Raw genomic sequence first — 15,425 nt, forward strand, 5'->3', positions numbered from 1 at the left:
GACGTCGATGAACTTCCTCCGAACCCTGTTCTGGATCGTGATCACCGTCGTCACGGTGGTCTTTTCCGCGAACAATTGGAAAACAGTGACGATCAACCTGTGGGGCGGCATGCAGGCGGACGCCAAGCTGCCGGCGCTGCTATTGCTTGCCTTCCTGCTGGGCGCGCTCCCCGTCTATGCCTGGCAGCGTGCGCTGCGCTGGCGGCTCGGCCGGCGGCTGGAGCTGGCCGAGCGCGCCGCGGCCGAAGCACGCGGGCCGGCCGAAGAGCCCCAGGAACCCATCCTTCCCCCGGGCGCCACGCCCATCGCAGTACCCCCGGCCGTCTGATGTCCAGTCCTATCTATGTCGCGATCGACACGCCCGATCTGGCCCGTGCGAAATTGCTGGCCGCGCGCGTGCGCAACCATGTCGGCGGGCTGAAGCTCGGCCTCGAATTCTTCGCCGCGCATGGCCAGGCGGGCGTGCGCGAGATTGCCGCGATCGGCCTGCCGATCTTCCTCGATCTCAAGCTGCACGACATTCCCAATACCGTCGCCAGCGCGGTGCAGGCGCTGCATGGCGTGGCGCCCGCGATCCTGACGGTCCATGCCGCGGGCGGACGGGCGATGATGGAGGATGCCAAGGCCGCAGCACCGCTCGGCACGAAGGTCGTCGCCGTCACCGTGCTCACCAGCCTCGATGCGAGCGATCTCGGCTCGATCGGCGTCGCGCCGGACACGCATGCGCAGGTGGAGCGGCTGACCGCGCTCGCCCGCGATGCGGGGCTGGATGGGGTGGTCTGCTCGGGCAATGAGGTGGCGGCCGCGCGCAAGCTCTGGCCCAAGGGTTTCTTCGTCGTCCCCGGCGTGCGCCCGGCGGGCGGCGATCTGGGCGATCAGAAGCGGGTGATGACGCCGCGCCAGGCGCTGGACAATGGCGCCTCGATCCTGGTGATCGGCCGCCCCATCACCAAGGCCGAAGATCCCGACGCCGCCGCCCGGGCCATCGCCGCGACGCTTTGATCAGTTGAATCGTCGCCCCTGCCCGCGCAGGGGCGACGATTTGAGAGAGATGCTCGACCAGCCGGCTGCGCCCGATCCTGCGCATGTTGTGATTGGATGTAATCACGACATGCTCTAGCCCACCAGCGCGGCAACCAGCGCCTTGACCTTCTTCTGCCGCCATTGCGGCAAGGGCGCGACGATCCAATAGCCGCGCGAGCTTTCCTTCGCCGGCTCGATCATCGCCACCCGCCCCGCTTCAATGTCCGCCTCGGCCAGGAGCAGCGGCACGCAGGCATGGCCGAAGCCGCTCGCCGCCGCATCGATGGCGATCCCCGCATCGGCGACGCTCAGCGTGCCGCCCTTGGTCTCGCCGCAGGGGTCGGGCGCGCCGGGCCAGGCGATCGGGGCGTCCGCGCCGCCCTCGCTGCCGACCGTCACGAAACCGGCGGGCGCAAGCGCCAGCCCCTCATGCTCGCCAGGGCCGTCGACAAGGCAGATTGCGATATCCAGATTGGCCTGGGTGAAATCCAGCCCCTCGTCCGACGAGATCAGCACGAAGCGCAGCTCGGGATCGGTACGGCCATAAGCGGCCAGGCGCGGCGCGAGCCATTTGGCGGTCAGGTCGCGCGGCGCCGCGATGGTCAGCGTCTTGGAGGATTGGCCCGCCTGCATCGCGCGGACCGCCTCCTCGAATTGGAGGAAGCCGGCGCGCAGCGCCTCCAGCCCCGCCGCTCCCTCGGGCGTCAGCTCCAGCCCCTTGGCGGTGCGGCGGAACAGGACGACGCCCAAAGTATCCTCCAGCGCCCGGATCTGCTGGCCGACCGCCGCCGGCGTCACCGCCAGCTCGTCCGCCGCGCGGGTGAAGGAAAGGTGCCGGGCCGCCGCGTCGAGCACGCGCAGGCCATTCAGTGGAAGATGCGTACGCTTCATCGCGCCACCGCCGGGCCGACGAGCGGAAAGCGTGGTATCGTCACCTCGAAGGCCGATCCGTCCTCGCTCACCATATGATAGCTGCCTTCCATCGCCCCCGTCGGCGTCTGGAGTGGGCAGCCGGAGACATAGTCATAGCTCTGGCCGGGCAGGATCACCGGCTGTTCGCCGACGACGCCCTCGCCCTCCACTTCCTGCTGCCCGCCGCGCCCATCGGTGATCATCCAGTAACGGCTGATAAGCTGCACCGCCGCCGGCCCCTCATTCTCGATGCGGATATGATAGGCCCAGAACCAGCGCCCCTGCTGCGGATCGGATTGCTCCGCAAGAAAGCTCACCGCGACACGGACGGTCACGCCGCGCGTCGTCGCCGCATAGGGGAAAAGCGCCTTCACAGGCCGATCTTCCTCAATGCCCGGTCGAAATCCTCGATCAGGTCCTGGGAATCTTCAAGCCCGACGTTCAGCCGCAACATGCCTTCCTCCACGCCCATCTCGGCGCGGACTTCCGGGGAGAGACCACTATGCGTGGTCGAGCAGGGATGCGTCATCAGCGAACGGGAATCGCCGATATTGTTGGAGATGTCGACCAGCTCCAGCGCGTCGAGCAGGGCATGCGCCTGTTCCCGGCCACCATCGAGATAGAGCGACAGGATGGTGCCGCCCGCCGACATCTGCTTCATCGCCAGCTCATGCTGCGGATGGCTTTCCAGCCCCGGATAGAGCAGGCGCGGCACGCGGCCTTCCAGGAAACGCGCCACGGCGAGCGCATTCTCGCTCTGCCGGCGGATGCGCAGATCGAGCGTCTCCAACCCCTTCAGCACCACCCAGGCATTGAACGCCGAAAGCGTCGGCCCGGTATTGCGAATGAAGGAGAGGAGCGTGTTCTCGATGAACTCCTCCGATCCCACGACCGCGCCGGCGAGCACGCGCCCCTGCCCGTCCATCATCTTGGTCGCGGAATAAGCGACGATGTCTGCGCCATAATCCATCGGCCGCTGGAGCAGCGGGGTGGCGAAGGCATTGTCGACAACGGTCTTGAGCCCCGCCGCTTTGGCAATGGCGCAGACCGCCTCCAGATCGACGATGTCGAGCGTCGGATTGGCCGGCGTCTCGAAGAAGAAGAGCTTGGTGTTGGGCCGGATCGCGGCCTTCCAGGCATCCGGATCGCGCCCGTCGACGATCGTCGTCTCGATCCCGAAACGCGGCAGCAGCGTGTCCGTCAGCCAACGGCAGGAGCCGAAGGCCGCGCGGCCCGCGACGAGATGGTCGCCCTGCGAAAGCTGGCAGAGCAGCACCGCGGTCATCGCCGCCATGCCCGTCGCCATGCAGCGCGCCGCCTCCGCGCCTTCGAGCAGCGCGATACGCTGTTCGAGCATCTCGACGGTCGGGTTCTGCAGCCGGGAATAGGTCATCCCCTGCTGCTCGCCCGCGAAGCGCGCCGCCGCGTCCGCCGCACAATCATAGGCATAGCCCGAGGTGAGGAAGAGCGCCTCGCTCGTCTCGCCCCATTCGGATCGCGCCGTGCCCCCGCGCACCGCCTGGGTGGCGGGCCGCCAGTTGCTGGTGACGCTGCGATCTTGTCCGGTTCTTCTCTTCATGATGGGAGACGCTTTGCAGCGTGGCCCATGGGTCGTCAATGCGGACGCGCGTCCGACTGTTTCAGCGGACGCGCATATTTCGCAATCTCATTGCCCACAGCCCGGCCATCCCTGAAAGACATCGGGATCTTATGTAATCCCTATCGTCATGCCGAACTTGTTTCGGCATCCACCCCTCATCCGCGCCCCCGCACGGGTTTCACGGCGGCCCCTGAAACAAGTTCAGGGTGACGATGGTCTTACGTAGAGATCCCGAAAAATGTCCAGCTGCACCAGCCGGAACGGGCCCGCCTCACAGCTCCGTCAGCACCGCCTCGCCCATGCCGCGCGTCGTCATCGCGCCGCCGAGATCGGGCGAGCGCGCGCCAGCCGCCAGCGCCTTTGCCACCGCCGCCTCGATCCGGTCTGCCTCGGCCGGGCGCCGCAGCGAATAGCGCAGCATCATCGCCGCCGAGAGGATCGTCGCCAGCGGATTGGCCTTGCCCTGCCCGGCAATGTCGGGCGCGGAACCGTGGATCGGCTCGTAAAGCCCCTTGCCCGCACTATCGAGCGAGGCGGAAGGCAGCATGCCGATCGATCCCACGCACATCGACGCCTGATCGGAAAGGATGTCGCCGAACAGATTGCCCGTCACGATCACGTCGAACTGGCCGGGATTGCGCACGAGCTGCATCGCGGCATTGTCGACATACATGTGGCTCAGCTCGACATCGGGATAGGCCGCCGCCGTCTCGATCACCACATCGCGCCAGAGCTGCGAGGTTTCGAGCACATTGGCCTTGTCGATCGAGCAGAGCTTGCCCCGCCGCGCGCGTGCCGTCTCGAAGCCCACTTTGGCGATGCGGGCGACCTCCGCCTCGTCATAGCGCATCGTGTCATAGCCTTCGCGCAGACCCGCCTCGGTGATGCGGATGCCGCGCGGCGTGCCGAAATAGACGTCACCGGTCAGCTCGCGCACGATCACCAGATCGATCGCGCGCGCCACTTCCGGGCGCAGCGCGGAGGCGTCGACCAGTTCGGGGAACAGCTTGGCGGGCCGAAGATTGGCGAACAGCCCCAATTCCTTGCGCAGGCCAAGGATCGCCTGTTCGGGGCGCAGCGCGCGCTCGAGCCTGTCGCAATCCGGATCGCCCACCGCGCCGAACAGGATCGCATCGGCCCGCTTTGCCACATCGAGCGTCTCCGGCGGCAAGGGATGGCCTGCCACCTTATAGGCGGCACCGCCGACGGGCGCTTCCTCGAAGATCAGCGTATCGCCGCATATCGCCTTAAGCACGCGCACGGCCTCGGCCGTCACTTCCGGACCGATCCCGTCGCCGGGCAACACCGCTACGAGCATGACTTAATCCCCATTTCGATTTTCGCGCACGCCCATGCCCCGCGAAGCGCGCCCGCGCAACCTCAGCCCACCATTCGCTTGAGCCGGGCCACCAGCCGCTCGCGCGCGGCGAGCACCCCCGCCTGCCGGCCGGTCAACAGGTCGCGCTCGAGGAAATGGCCGGTGAGGCGAAAGCCGTCGAACAGCGCGTCCCATTCCGCGCCGCCGCCATCGATCAGAAATCCGGGCAGCGGCAGCAGCCGCGCAGCATAGGGCGCGCCCTCTGTGCGCGACACGGCGGCGCCGCTCTTCGGGCTGACATAGGCCAGATCCTCGCGCGCACCGCTGGCGACGCAGGCGGAAAGGTCGAGCCCGAAGCCCAGTTCGGACAGCATCAGCAGTTCATAGCGCACCAGCGCCGCCGCCCAGCCCCGCGCCACCGGCGCCGCCTCGATCGCGCCGAGCAGCCCATCAAGCGCCGCATGCAGCCGGGGATAGGGCTGAGCCTCGGGAAGCGCGGTGGCGGTCAGCGCGGTCGCCCAGTCGATCGCCGCCGCCGCCAGCGGCTCGGAATGGAGCGGCGCGCGGCTCTGCGCCAACTCGACCGTCAGCGCGGCGAGCTGCTCCTCGGTCCGCGCCCGAAATTCTGCCTGCACCACATTGCCTGGCAGCAGCACGGGGCGCAGCCGCCGCGACCGCCCGCCGCGCACATAGCCGGCGAGCAGGCCATGTTCGGGCGTCATCAGCCGCACGACCGCGCCATGCTCGCCATGGCCGAGCACGGCACAGACTATAGCGAGCGCTTCGACATGCATGGAACGAACCTATCCGAAAGCCGGAGGATCCTCACCCCGCCGGGTGGAAATAGTCGTAGATCGTCCGCGCCATCGCCGCCGAGACGCCCGGCGCCTTCTGCAGATCTTCCAGCGCCGCGTCGCGCACCGCGCGCGCCGTGCCGAAATGCATCAGCAGCGCCTTCTTCCGCGCCGGGCCGATGCCGGGCACCTCGTCGAGCGGGCTGGCGGTGAAGCTCTTGGCCCGCTTGGTGCGATGCGCGCCGATCGCGAAGCGATGCGCCTCGTCGCGCAGCCGCTGGAGATAGAAGAGCAGCGGCGAATTCAGCGGCAGCATCGATTCGCGCCCGTCGGGCATGTGGAAATGCTCGCGTCCGGCATTGCGATCCGGCCCCTTGGAGATTCCGACGATCGGCACGTCATGCACCCCCATTTCCTCCATCACGCGGCATACGGCGGAAACCTGCCCCTTGCCGCCGTCGATCAGCAGCAGGTCGGGCCACTCGCCCGACTTGCGATCGGGATCCTCCTTCTCGAGCCGGGCGAAGCGGCGCTCCAGCACCTCGCGCATCATCGCGAAATCGTCGCCGGGCGCGGTCTCCGGGCGGCGGATGTTGAACTTGCGATAGGCATTCTTGCGGAATCCTTCCGGTCCCGCGACCACCATCGCGCCCACCATGTTCGTGCCCATGATATGGCTGTTGTCGTAAATCTCGATGCGGTCGGGCGGCGCTTCCAGCTCGAACAGATCGGCCATGTCCCGCAGCAGCCTGGCCTGCGTCGTCGATTCGGCCGATCGGCGGTCGAGCGCCTCCTCGGCATTGCGCCGCGCCTGATCCATCAGCCGGCGCTGATCGCCCCGCTGCGGCACCTTGAGCTGCACCTTGCGCCCCGCCCGCTCGCCCAGCGCCTGCGCGACCAGCTCCGCTTCCGAAAGATCGCGGTCGAGCAGCACCAGCCTGGGCGGCGGCACCTCCTCATAAAATTGCATGAGGAAGCTCGCCAGCACCTCATCCTCGGGCACGTCGGCGGTGTGCGCCGGGAAGAAGCTGCGATGGCCCCAATTCTGCCCGCCGCGGATGAAGAAGGCCTGGATGCCGACCACGCCGGCCTTGCACGCCATGGCGAAAATATCCGCGTCGCCTATGCCCTCGACATTGATCGCTTGCGCGCCCTGGATGAAGGTCAGCGCGCGGAGGCGGTCGCGATAGATAGCGGCCAGCTCATAATCCATCGCCTCGGCCGCCGCGCTCATCGCCTCGCCCAGCTTCTTCTGCACCTGGGTCGACTTGCCCGCGAGGAACGCCTTCGCGTCCGCCACCAGCTCGGCATAATCTTGCTTGCCGATGCGATCGACGCAGGGCGCCGAGCAGCGCTTGATCTGGTGGAGCAGGCAGGGACGCGAGCGATTGGCGAAGAAGCTGTCGGTGCAGCTCCTGAGCAAAAACAGCTTCTGCAGCGCGTTCAGGGTTTGCGTCACCGATCCGGCGCTGGCGAACGGGCCATAATATTGGCCCTTGGCGCGTCGCGCGCCGCGATGCTTCTGCACACGCGGGAAATCATGATCCTCGCGCAGCAGAATGAAGGGGAAGCTTTTGTCGTCGCGCAGCAGCACATTGTAGGGCGGCCGGTAGCGCTTGATGAGCTGCGCCTCGAGCAGCAGCGCTTCCGCCTCGCTGTTGGTCGTGACGATCGTCATCGACCGCGTCTGCGCTACCATCCGCTGGAGGCGCTTGGGCAGGCGGCCGACCTGCGTATAATTATTCACCCGGTTCTTGAGCGCGCGCGCCTTGCCGACATAGAGCGCATCGCCCTTGGCATCGAGCATGCGATAGACGCCGGGCCTGAGCGGCAGCGTCTTCAGCACGTTGCGGATGGCGGCGATGCCCGTCTCCAGATCGGGCTGGTCGCTGCCCCGGACGGTATAGGTCGATTTCTCTTCGCTGAAGCGGTCGGTCGGCTCGGTCACGACGGGGATTTAGGCGCGCCGCGGCTCCGGCGCCAGCCTCCGGACCAGCGATCCGTCGAACGGCTTGGTGCGCCGGAGATAGCAGCGCCGCAGGTTCACACGCGGCAGGCCGATGCCGTTCGTCCCGCCCTCCGTCCCCTCGGCCACCATGCACATGCGGTCGGCCCCGAACATCTGGAATGTGTAGGTCGCGCCCAGCCGCGTCTCGGCCCGGATGCGCCGCGCGCCTATGGCATAGCCACGCAGCGCCATGCCTTCGGACGTGCCGACGATCATCATTTCGGGCGTGAAGATCAGGCGCTGACGCGGATCGCCGTCAATCCCGTCGGCGCTACCGGGTGCTTCGCGGGTCCATTGGCCGAGCAGGGGATTGGCCACCTCGCCGGCGACGGGCATGGCGATCGCGGAAAGCAGGACGAACAGGCCGAAACGCACCGCGATGCTTTCCCCCGGGAATGTTCGTCGGAAATCTAATGCCGGCGGCGATCCGCGATCAAGCGGACCGCCCCGAAAAAGATCAATCAGGCAAAGATCAGTTCAGCCGGCCGCTCGTGCCGAGCGAGGCGATGGTGCTGTCGACCAGCGCCTTGTCGGCCTCCGCGCCATGGTTGCGCGCGATCAGCGTCGCGGCGGCGGCGGCGGCGGCCTCGGCGGCCTTGGCGCGGACCTCCGCCAGCGCAGCCCGCTCGGCGGCGGCGATCTTGTCCTCGGCCATGCGGCCACGGCGCTCGATCAGTGTCTGGGCGTCGCTCTGCGCCTGGGCGACGATGCTGCTCGCCTCGCTGCGGGCATGGGCCAGGATCGCCTCGGCTTCCTTACCGGCAGTGGCGGCCTTCACCTCATATTCGGCCTTCAGTGCCTCGGCCTCGGCGCGAAGCTTGGTCGCCTCGTCGAGCTGGGCGCGGATGCTGTCGATCTTCTTGTCGAGCGCCCCGCCGACCACCGCGGGCACCTTCTTCCACAACATGATCAGGATCAGCGCGAGCATCGCCAGCGATACCCAGCCGGTCGCATCGAGACCGAGCGCGGAGGGGTCGGCATGCGGGGCGGCGCCATGCGCCTCCTGATGGGCGACCGTCTCGGCGGCGGGCGCTTCGCTATGCTGCGTCATCTCCTACTCCCTCAGCGCTGCGCGGCCAGCGCGGCATTCACCGCGGCCTGCGCGTCGGCGGTCGAAACGGTGGCGCCGGAAAGACGGGCGACGATATCCTGCGCCGCTTCCGCCGCGACGGTCTCGACGCTGGAAAGCGCCTGGGCGCGGGCAGCGGCAAGGCCCTCCTCGGCGGCGGCGGCCTTTTCGGCCAGCACCGCATCGGCGGCCTTCAGGCGTACCTCGCTGTCGGCGGCGGCGGAGGATTTGGCCTCCTGCGTCGCCTTCTGCGCGGTGGCGCGGGCTTCCTCCATGCGGGTGCGATAGGCCTCCTCGGTCGCATCCGCAGTGGCGCGGGCGCGTTCGGCGGCGGCGAGATCGTCGGCGATCTTGCGATCGCGCTGTTCGACGGTGGCCTCGATCTTCGGCAGCATGGCCTTGCCGATCCCGAAATAGAGCAGTCCGAAGACCACCAGCATCCAGAATATCTGCGACGCATAGGTCGCGGCGAGCTGCGCTATCTGCGGCATGGAGGGCCCTTAAAGTCAGTTACATGGGGCAGGACCTGCCCGCCCCATGCCAAGTTCGTTCGTTACGCGACGAAGACGAGGACCATCGCGATGACGAAGGCGAGCAGGCCGAGAAGTTCAGCCGCCGCGAAGCCGATGAACAGACGGCCCTGCTGGCCGTCGGCGGCCGACGGGTTGCGCAGCGCGCCTTCGAGGAAGGCGGCGAAGACATTGCCCACACCCAGAGCGGCAAGGCCCACGCCGATCGCGGCGAGACCGGCACCGAGCAGCTTGGCGGCGACTGGATCCATTGTAGAAACTCCCTTTTTTAATCAGAATGATGGGTTACAAAACTCAGTGAAGATTGACGGCGTCGTTCAGATAGAGCGACGTCAGCAGCGCGAAGACATAGGCCTGGATCACGCAGACCAGCAGCTCGAGCGCAGAAATGCCGATCATCAGCACGAAGGTGGGCAGGCCGACGAGCACGCCGAAGCCGGCACCCGCGCCGATCGAATTGACGACGAAGCCCGCGAGCACCTTCAGCAGGATATGCCCCGCCGTCATCGCCACGAACAGCCGCAGCGCGAGGCTGAACGGGCGGACCATGAAGGACAGCAGCTCGATGAAGAACATCAGCGGGATCATCACCGCCGGCGTGCCATGCGGCACGAACAGCGAGAAAAAATGGAAGCCGTGGCGCGCAAAGCCGACCACCAGCACCGTGCCGAACGCCAGCACGGCGAGCACGCCGGTGACAGTGAAATGGCTGGTGGAGGTAAAGGGATGGCCGCCAGGCACGACGCCGATCGGCATCAGGCCCAAAATATTGGCCAGCAGGATGAACATGAAGAGCGAGAAGATCAGCGGAACGAAGCGCTTGCCCTTCGGCCCGATATTGGCGTGCACCATCGATCCGATGAAGCCCGTCACGCCTTCGACCGCGGCCTGCCAGCGGCCGGGCACCAGCTCGCGCTTCATGCCGCCGAGCATGAACACCCACAGCAGCACGAGGGTGATCACCATCCACAGCGCGCTGTTCGTGAAGGAAAGATCGACGCCGCCCACGACGAGATGCTGGCCGAACAGGGGTTCGACCGTGAACTGGTGCATCGGATCGATCTTGCCGCCTCCGGCCATAGCGCCGCTCCCCCCTTGATCCTACTAAGGCAAGCGCCCGAAATTCATTCCGGGCGCTCGCGGGAAATCCGATAGATATTCCTGATGGCGACGCCGATCCCAAGGGCGATCATCACCAGCAGAAGCCAGGGCGACGTCCCCAGCCAGCGGTCTAGCAACCAGCCGAACAGGGCACCGCCGGCCGGACCCGCGATCATTTCGGCAAGCACGCGATTGCCCTGGGCATAGCCCTTGCTGGACGCCGCTTTTACCTTGCCAGTCCTGACCGCTTCGGCGTGATGCGCCGCCTTCAGCCGCCGCTCGAGCGACGTGATGCGCGCGTCCTCCTCGCCGATCGGGTCCTGCCCGGTGCCATCTGCCGACATGCCGCCTCTCCTCCTGCGCCGGCCCCGCCGGAGCGGTGCCACAGGCGGGCGGCCATGCCGACGGGTGGCCCCGTCAGGCGCGGTCCCTTTAGGAAGCGGGTTCGGTCAAGTCAACCACAGTGGAAATGCGGAAAGTCTTTAGTTTGCCGCAACAGTCAGCCGCAGACGCCCGGCAGCTCGACCGGCGCCGAGCCACTGCGCAGCTTCCACGTTCCGTCGCCCGCGCGATAGGCCTCGCCCGGCCCCACCCGCTTGGCGAGCTGGTCGCATCCGCGCGCGGCCGCAACCTCCTGCACCGTGGCATTCTGCCGCGCGGCGATGTCCGTATAGATTTGCCGGCGCTTGATGTTCACCGCATCGACCGCGGCCTTCACATCGGCCGGCGGCGCCTTGGCGAAGCCGAGATAGCCGTCCGCCTGCTCGCCGACGATGCCCGCCGCACGCGCGCGGGCGATGACGGGATCTTCCACGCCCTGCGCGACGGCGAGCCCTGCGCCGCCGGCAACCGCCAGCGCGATGCCCGTCGCCAGAAGAATTTTATGCGCCCGTCTCATCTCAGAACACTCCAGGATATTGCTGGTCGAGATTCTTCACATCGTCGCGGAGGCTGACCACCACCTCCTGCCTGATGTTGACGTTGAGATTGATCTCGATCGGCCGGTCCGGCGCCTCGACCGAAATACATCCGGCAAGCGCCAATGCAGGCGCCACGATCGCGATCCCTTTACTCATCGGCCACCGCGTCGCATCGCGGCGGCACAGCGTCAACATGCTGCTCATCATTGCTTATTCTCGCTTGCTTGAGGCTGAATGGGGGCGCTGCCGGGCAATGGCGCCTCCTTTTTGGGCAGGGCCTGGCGGATCAGGCCGCGCGGATCGTTGAGCGACTGGGCGGAATTGAGCAGCCCGCGAAATGGCGCGCGGATCGTGATCCGGAACCGGAAGGGCAGGTTGGTGAAACGGCTCAGCAGGCCCTTCTTGGCCTCTTTCGGCGCCTCGTTGGTGCCGTCGAACAGCACGCGGCTGACGATCTCGCCATCCAGCGCGCCATCGAGCTCGATCGCCAGCGAATCATAGCGCATCCGCTTCAGCGCATCGAAGGCGAGGCGGCCGAACATGCCCAGGCTGGCATTGCTCACCTCGCCCACATATGCGAGCGTCCCTCCGCCCCGGCGCACCACCAGCCGGCCGCCCTCGATCCGCCCGCCCGTCTGGTCGAACGACAGGGGCAGCACGCCATCGAACGTGCCCGTAACGGCGATATTCCTGAACTCGAACTGCTCGACGAACTTGGCCGCGTCCATGCCGACGACGCGGACGGTCATCCGCCGCGCCACCGGCCGGCCGAAATCCATCAGCGCCGGATCGAGCAGCAGCTCGCCGCCCGAAAAGGGCCAGCGCCCGCCCTCGATCCGCACATTCTGCCCCTCCAGCAACTGATAGCGCAGCACGCCATCGGCAACCGCGACGCCCGGATTCGCTTCCGCGATCGTCACCGTCTGCCCCGGCGGCGTGGTGAGGTTCAGCAGGTCCGAAAAATGGATGCTGCCCTTGATCCCCTTCACGGGCCCGAAAGCGGCGGCGAGATCGAGGCCCCCACTCGAAAAATCGCCGTCGCTCGAAACGCCGTTCCCGTCCCAGCGAATCCGCCCCTGCCCTTCCACCTTGCCGGCGACATTGGCGATCACGCCCAGCGTCAGCCGCGTCAGCATCTCGGGCTGGAGCGCCTTGTCGAAGCCGATGCCTGGCACGTCGAGCAAGGCATTGCCGCTTCCCCGCGATAGATCATGGACGATCGTCACGCCCGAAATGGCCGTGCCGCCGCGCGGCTCGCGCAACTGCCCTGTCGCGCGGATCACCCCGTCCTTGAGCGTCAGCCGCACGTCGCGGGATATGAGCGGCTCGAAGCGCGCGGGCGCAGCCTCGTCGGTCAGGCGCAGGCCGCCCGCCAAGCTCAGCACGCCGCCCCTGAGTTGCCAGTCGCCCATCGCTTCCGAAAGGATCAACGGCACAGCACCGATCTTCCCCTCCGCGCCCGCGAACCGTCCGGTCACGCCGCCGTCCGCGAAGCGGCCGTTGAGCCGCGCCATGTCCAGCCGCGTCAGCGAAGGCGCCGAGCCGAGCCGGACGGCCACGCCATCGCCGATGAAGCCCGGTTGGCCGATAGCCACAGCCAGCGATCGCGATGTGATCAGCAGCGGCGATTGGCCGATCCGGCCGGCGAGCCTGAGCCCGATGATGCGCGCGCCGCCGCTGAGACCGTCCGGACCGCCCGCCAGCATCGCCCCGCCCGCCGGACAGAGCGGCAGCCGCGTCCGCCCCAGCGCCATGCCGGCGACGCGCAGCCGCGCGAAATCGAGCGGCGCGCAGCGCGGATTGGCGAGGAAGCGGCCGCCCTTGCCCAGCCGCCCCTCGATCGGCAGGCTCAATCCTTCCACCCGGCCATCGCCGAGCGGCCCGTCCATCGTCACGCGCGTCGTGAAGCGCGTGCCGCCGAGCGGATCATGCGAGAAGCTTATCGGCGCCAGCGCCAGCCGCGCATCGCCGGCGCGATAGGGGGCGATCGCCGCCTCGCCCCGGATCGGCCGCCCGGCGCGTGCCTGGCGCAGGCTCAGCCGCGCCTCGGGCAGGCCGCCGCCCGCCAGCGCGACATTGCCGTCGATCCGCGCGCGGCCCTGCGGCCAATAATAAGTGAGCCCGCCCGGCCGATCTCCGGCGGGTCCGCGAAGCTGCACCTGCGCGCCGCTCGCGCTCCCGCCATCCAGCCGCTCGATGCGGATCGCGCCGCCGGACGCACCCTGCACCAGCGCCAGCCGTGCCTGCGCATCGAAGGCGCGCCCCGCCCGGCCGATCGCCTCGCCGATCGCGCGCGCCACGGGCCCAACGGGTGTGCCCTCCGCCGAAACCGCCATGCGCGACAGCGCGCGCAGGCTCTGCCCGGATGCCGCACCGCCACTGATCTGCGCCTCGCCGACCAGGCTTCCCGATCCGCCCGCGGGCTGGAGCGCATAGCGGCCGTCCAGCGTCAGCCGCGCCGCGCGTCCGGCATCTCCCGTCAGCCCACGGGCGAAAAGGACGATCGGCCCACCGATCCGTGCCGCCGTGCCGTTGAGCGCGATGCGCCCGCCCAGCATGTCCGCGCGCATCGCCCCATAGCGCGCGGGGCCGGTTTCCAGCACCAGATTGCCGTCCCACCGGTCCACTCGCTCGTTGAACGCAAGGTCGAGCGCGGCGCGCGGTGCGTCGATCGCGGTGGAGGCGGCCCCGCAGGTGACGGATTGCGCGCGGACCGGCCCATCGAGCGACGGCTTGCCCTCGGCGACAGCGAGATTGACATAGATGCTCGGGCGAAGGGCGAGGCAGCCGCCTACGTCCAGCCGCGGCATCGTCGCCGCCAGCTTGCCGATGAAGCCGTCCGAAAGATTGCCGGCGCCTTCGAGATGCAGGCCGATCGCCCCCATCGGCGTTTCCAGGCGCATCCGCGCATCGTCCAGCGCCACCTCTATGTCGGGCAGCGCGAAGGGCGCGCCGGTCGGTGGCGGCAACAGCCGATCGATCGCGCCCAGCATGACCCTGCCGTGCTTCAACCGGCCGTTCAGGCGAACGCCCTCCGCCTCGATCCGCACCACGCGCACGGTGCCGAAGCCGATCGATTCATGCACCACGGCGCGCTTCGCCGTCAGGTCGGGGCGCGCCGGATCGCCGATGCTGATATCCTCCAGCGTCTGGCTGGACAGGCCGAAATCGGTGATGCGATAGCGCGCCGGCACGCCGCGCGCGGCCAGCGCATCGTCGATATAGCTGCGTGCAATCGGCTCGCGGCTTCGCCACACGAGCAGGATGGCGAGAAGCAAGAGGATGAGCGCCGCCCCCGCGACGATCGGCGCCCGGCGTCGCGGCGCGAGAGTTTCGGCGTCATTCATCGACCAGAGCCTTAGCGCCTCCCCCGCTTCACCGACAAACCCCTCCCGCAAATCTTCCCGTCGCGCTTCATAGCCGGCCATGACTCGGCCGCGCCACGACGCTACGCTCCTCCACATGAACGAAACCGATCCCGCAACCGACGCCAGCGGCCACCGCGCGAGATTGCGTCGCCGGCTGATCGATCAAGGGCCGGAGGCGCTGCTCGATCATGAGCTGGTGGAATATCTGCTCGCGCTCGCCATTCCCCGCCGCGACACCAAGCCGCTCGCCCGTGCGCTGCTGCATGAATTTGGCGGGATCGGCGGGCTTTTCGCGGCCGATGGCGAGGCGCTTGCGCGTGCGGGCGTGAGCGAGGTGGCGGCGGGCGCGATCAAGATCGCCCAGGCCTCCGCGCTCCGCCTGCTCCGCGCCGAGGTGGCCGAACGGCCGGTGATCGCGGGCTGGCAGGCGCTGCTCGATTATCTCCATGCCGATATGGCGCATCGGCTGACCGAGCGCGCCCGCATACTCCATCTGAACGCGCGCAACATGCTGATCCGCGACGAGGTGGTGTCCGAAGGATCGGTCGATCAGACCGCCGTCTATGTGCGCGAGGTCGTTCGCCGCGCGCTCGATCTGGGCTCGACCGCGATCATTCTCGTGCACAACCATCCAAGCGGCGAGCCGACGCCGAGCCGCGCCGATATCGCGCTGACCCGCGAGATCGCGCAGGGCCTGAAGCCGCTCGGCATCGCGCTCCACGATCATGTCGTGATCGGCGCGAAGGGCCATGCCAGCTTCCGCGCGCTCGGCCTGCTCTGAA

18 protein-coding genes are annotated in these 15,425 nt (G+C 68.0%); 3 read left to right on the forward strand and 15 right to left on the reverse strand.

All coding sequences use genetic code 11. From position 1 onward, the window contains the following. Positions 1 to 7: 7 nt before the first annotated feature. Positions 8 to 328 carry a hypothetical protein gene (locus CLG96_RS15030; RefSeq protein WP_107969062.1) on the forward strand — a complete coding sequence of 107 codons (321 nt, stop codon included), beginning with the start codon at positions 8 to 10 and terminating at the stop codon, positions 326 to 328. Next, complete coding sequence (gene pyrF, locus CLG96_RS15035) at positions 328 to 1,002, forward strand: orotidine-5'-phosphate decarboxylase (RefSeq protein ID WP_107969064.1); 675 nt, start codon at positions 328 to 330, stop codon at positions 1,000 to 1,002. The genes CLG96_RS15030 and pyrF overlap by 1 nt, the downstream gene beginning before the upstream one ends. A 114-nt stretch (positions 1,003 to 1,116) precedes the next feature. On the opposite strand, the gene CLG96_RS15040 is transcribed toward pyrF, so the two are convergent. From CLG96_RS15040 to CLG96_RS15110, 15 genes are all read right to left on the reverse strand, one after another. Then, positions 1,117 to 1,914 carry a LysR family transcriptional regulator gene (locus tag CLG96_RS15040; protein ID WP_107969066.1) on the reverse strand — a complete coding sequence of 266 codons (798 nt, stop codon included), beginning with the start codon at positions 1,912 to 1,914 and terminating at the stop codon, positions 1,117 to 1,119. Next, complete coding sequence (gene apaG, locus CLG96_RS15045) at positions 1,911 to 2,309, reverse strand: Co2+/Mg2+ efflux protein ApaG (protein ID WP_107969068.1); 399 nt, start codon at positions 2,307 to 2,309, stop codon at positions 1,911 to 1,913. Before apaG ends, CLG96_RS15040 begins: the two co-directional genes overlap by 4 nt. Next, entirely contained in the window at positions 2,306 to 3,514 is a 1,209-nt protein-coding gene (gene metZ, locus CLG96_RS15050; RefSeq protein ID WP_107969070.1) for an O-succinylhomoserine sulfhydrylase, read from the reverse strand. Before metZ ends, apaG begins: the two co-directional genes overlap by 4 nt. A 292-nt stretch (positions 3,515 to 3,806) precedes the next feature. Beyond that, positions 3,807 to 4,853, reverse strand: a complete 1,047-nt coding sequence (gene leuB, locus CLG96_RS15055) for a 3-isopropylmalate dehydrogenase (protein WP_107969072.1) — start codon at positions 4,851 to 4,853, stop codon at positions 3,807 to 3,809. A 62-nt stretch (positions 4,854 to 4,915) separates the two neighbouring features. Continuing rightward, entirely contained in the window at positions 4,916 to 5,647 is a 732-nt protein-coding gene (recO, locus tag CLG96_RS15060) for a DNA repair protein RecO (protein WP_107969074.1), read from the reverse strand. Between the two features lie 31 nt (positions 5,648 to 5,678). Continuing rightward, positions 5,679 to 7,595, reverse strand: a complete 1,917-nt coding sequence (gene uvrC / locus CLG96_RS15065; RefSeq protein ID WP_107969076.1) for an excinuclease ABC subunit UvrC — start codon at positions 7,593 to 7,595, stop codon at positions 5,679 to 5,681. A 9-nt stretch (positions 7,596 to 7,604) separates the two neighbouring features. After that, a complete protein-coding gene (locus CLG96_RS15070) occupies positions 7,605 to 8,030 on the reverse strand; it encodes a hypothetical protein (RefSeq protein ID WP_107969078.1) in 426 nt (141 codons plus the stop codon). Between the two features lie 97 nt (positions 8,031 to 8,127). Continuing rightward, on the reverse strand, positions 8,128 to 8,706 hold the full coding sequence (locus tag CLG96_RS15075; protein WP_107969080.1) for a F0F1 ATP synthase subunit B family protein: 579 nt from the start codon (positions 8,704 to 8,706) through the stop codon (positions 8,128 to 8,130). Positions 8,707 to 8,717: 11 nt separating this feature from the next. Then, positions 8,718 to 9,215, reverse strand: a complete 498-nt coding sequence (locus CLG96_RS15080; protein ID WP_107969082.1) for a F0F1 ATP synthase subunit B family protein — start codon at positions 9,213 to 9,215, stop codon at positions 8,718 to 8,720. A 62-nt stretch (positions 9,216 to 9,277) separates the two neighbouring features. Further along, positions 9,278 to 9,505: a F0F1 ATP synthase subunit C gene (locus CLG96_RS15085; protein ID WP_107969084.1), complete on the reverse strand. Its 228-nt coding sequence runs from the start codon at positions 9,503 to 9,505 to the stop codon at positions 9,278 to 9,280. Positions 9,506 to 9,548: 43 nt separating this feature from the next. After that, positions 9,549 to 10,334 (reverse strand): F0F1 ATP synthase subunit A, encoded by a 786-nt coding sequence (locus CLG96_RS15090; protein WP_107969086.1) that lies wholly within the window; start codon positions 10,332 to 10,334, stop codon positions 9,549 to 9,551. Between the two features lie 44 nt (positions 10,335 to 10,378). Further along, complete coding sequence (locus tag CLG96_RS15095; protein ID WP_107969088.1) at positions 10,379 to 10,699, reverse strand: AtpZ/AtpI family protein; 321 nt, start codon at positions 10,697 to 10,699, stop codon at positions 10,379 to 10,381. A gap of 155 nt (positions 10,700 to 10,854) precedes the next feature. After that, a complete protein-coding gene (locus CLG96_RS15100; RefSeq protein ID WP_107969089.1) occupies positions 10,855 to 11,253 on the reverse strand; it encodes a YdbL family probable chaperone protein in 399 nt (132 codons plus the stop codon). 1 nt (position 11,254) lies between these two features. Continuing rightward, entirely contained in the window at positions 11,255 to 11,431 is a 177-nt protein-coding gene (locus tag CLG96_RS15105) for a YnbE family lipoprotein (RefSeq protein WP_107969251.1), read from the reverse strand. Between the two features lie 47 nt (positions 11,432 to 11,478). Next, on the reverse strand, positions 11,479 to 14,622 hold the full coding sequence (locus CLG96_RS15110; RefSeq protein WP_165799669.1) for an intermembrane phospholipid transport YdbH family protein: 3,144 nt from the start codon (positions 14,620 to 14,622) through the stop codon (positions 11,479 to 11,481). A gap of 115 nt (positions 14,623 to 14,737) precedes the next feature. On the opposite strand from CLG96_RS15110, the gene radC reads away from it, so the two are divergent. Then, positions 14,738 to 15,424: a RadC family protein gene (gene radC, locus CLG96_RS15115; RefSeq protein ID WP_243395815.1), complete on the forward strand. Its 687-nt coding sequence runs from the start codon at positions 14,738 to 14,740 to the stop codon at positions 15,422 to 15,424. The last annotated feature ends 1 nt before the right edge of the window (position 15,425 follow it).

Source organism: Sphingomonas oleivorans (assembly GCF_003050615.1).
GTDB classification, from domain to species: Bacteria; Pseudomonadota; Alphaproteobacteria; order Sphingomonadales; family Sphingomonadaceae; genus Sphingomonas_H; species Sphingomonas_H oleivorans.

Excerpts from the sequence above, each read along its gene's own strand:
- CLG96_RS15075 (WP_107969080.1), bottom strand. The coding sequence starts at position 8,706 with ATGACGCAGCATAGCGAAGCGCCCGCCGCCGAGACGGTCGCCCATCAG.
- CLG96_RS15105 (WP_107969251.1), bottom strand. The coding sequence starts at position 11,431 with ATGAGTAAAGGGATCGCGATCGTGGCGCCTGCATTGGCGCTTGCCGGA.
- CLG96_RS15080 (WP_107969082.1), bottom strand. The coding sequence starts at position 9,215 with ATGCCGCAGATAGCGCAGCTCGCCGCGACCTATGCGTCGCAGATATTC.
- CLG96_RS15110 (WP_165799669.1), bottom strand. The coding sequence starts at position 14,622 with ATGAATGACGCCGAAACTCTCGCGCCGCGACGCCGGGCGCCGATCGTC.
- CLG96_RS15100 (WP_107969089.1), bottom strand. The coding sequence starts at position 11,253 with ATGAGACGGGCGCATAAAATTCTTCTGGCGACGGGCATCGCGCTGGCG.
- CLG96_RS15090 (WP_107969086.1), bottom strand. The coding sequence starts at position 10,334 with ATGGCCGGAGGCGGCAAGATCGATCCGATGCACCAGTTCACGGTCGAA.
- metZ (WP_107969070.1), bottom strand. The coding sequence starts at position 3,514 with ATGAAGAGAAGAACCGGACAAGATCGCAGCGTCACCAGCAACTGGCGG.
- CLG96_RS15085 (WP_107969084.1), bottom strand. The coding sequence starts at position 9,505 with ATGGATCCAGTCGCCGCCAAGCTGCTCGGTGCCGGTCTCGCCGCGATC.
- pyrF (WP_107969064.1), top strand. The coding sequence starts at position 328 with ATGTCCAGTCCTATCTATGTCGCGATCGACACGCCCGATCTGGCCCGT.
- leuB (WP_107969072.1), bottom strand. The coding sequence starts at position 4,853 with ATGCTCGTAGCGGTGTTGCCCGGCGACGGGATCGGTCCGGAAGTGACG.
- radC (WP_243395815.1), top strand. The coding sequence starts at position 14,738 with ATGAACGAAACCGATCCCGCAACCGACGCCAGCGGCCACCGCGCGAGA.
- CLG96_RS15030 (WP_107969062.1), top strand. The coding sequence starts at position 8 with ATGAACTTCCTCCGAACCCTGTTCTGGATCGTGATCACCGTCGTCACG.
- CLG96_RS15040 (WP_107969066.1), bottom strand. The coding sequence starts at position 1,914 with ATGAAGCGTACGCATCTTCCACTGAATGGCCTGCGCGTGCTCGACGCG.
- recO (WP_107969074.1), bottom strand. The coding sequence starts at position 5,647 with ATGCATGTCGAAGCGCTCGCTATAGTCTGTGCCGTGCTCGGCCATGGC.
- CLG96_RS15095 (WP_107969088.1), bottom strand. The coding sequence starts at position 10,699 with ATGTCGGCAGATGGCACCGGGCAGGACCCGATCGGCGAGGAGGACGCG.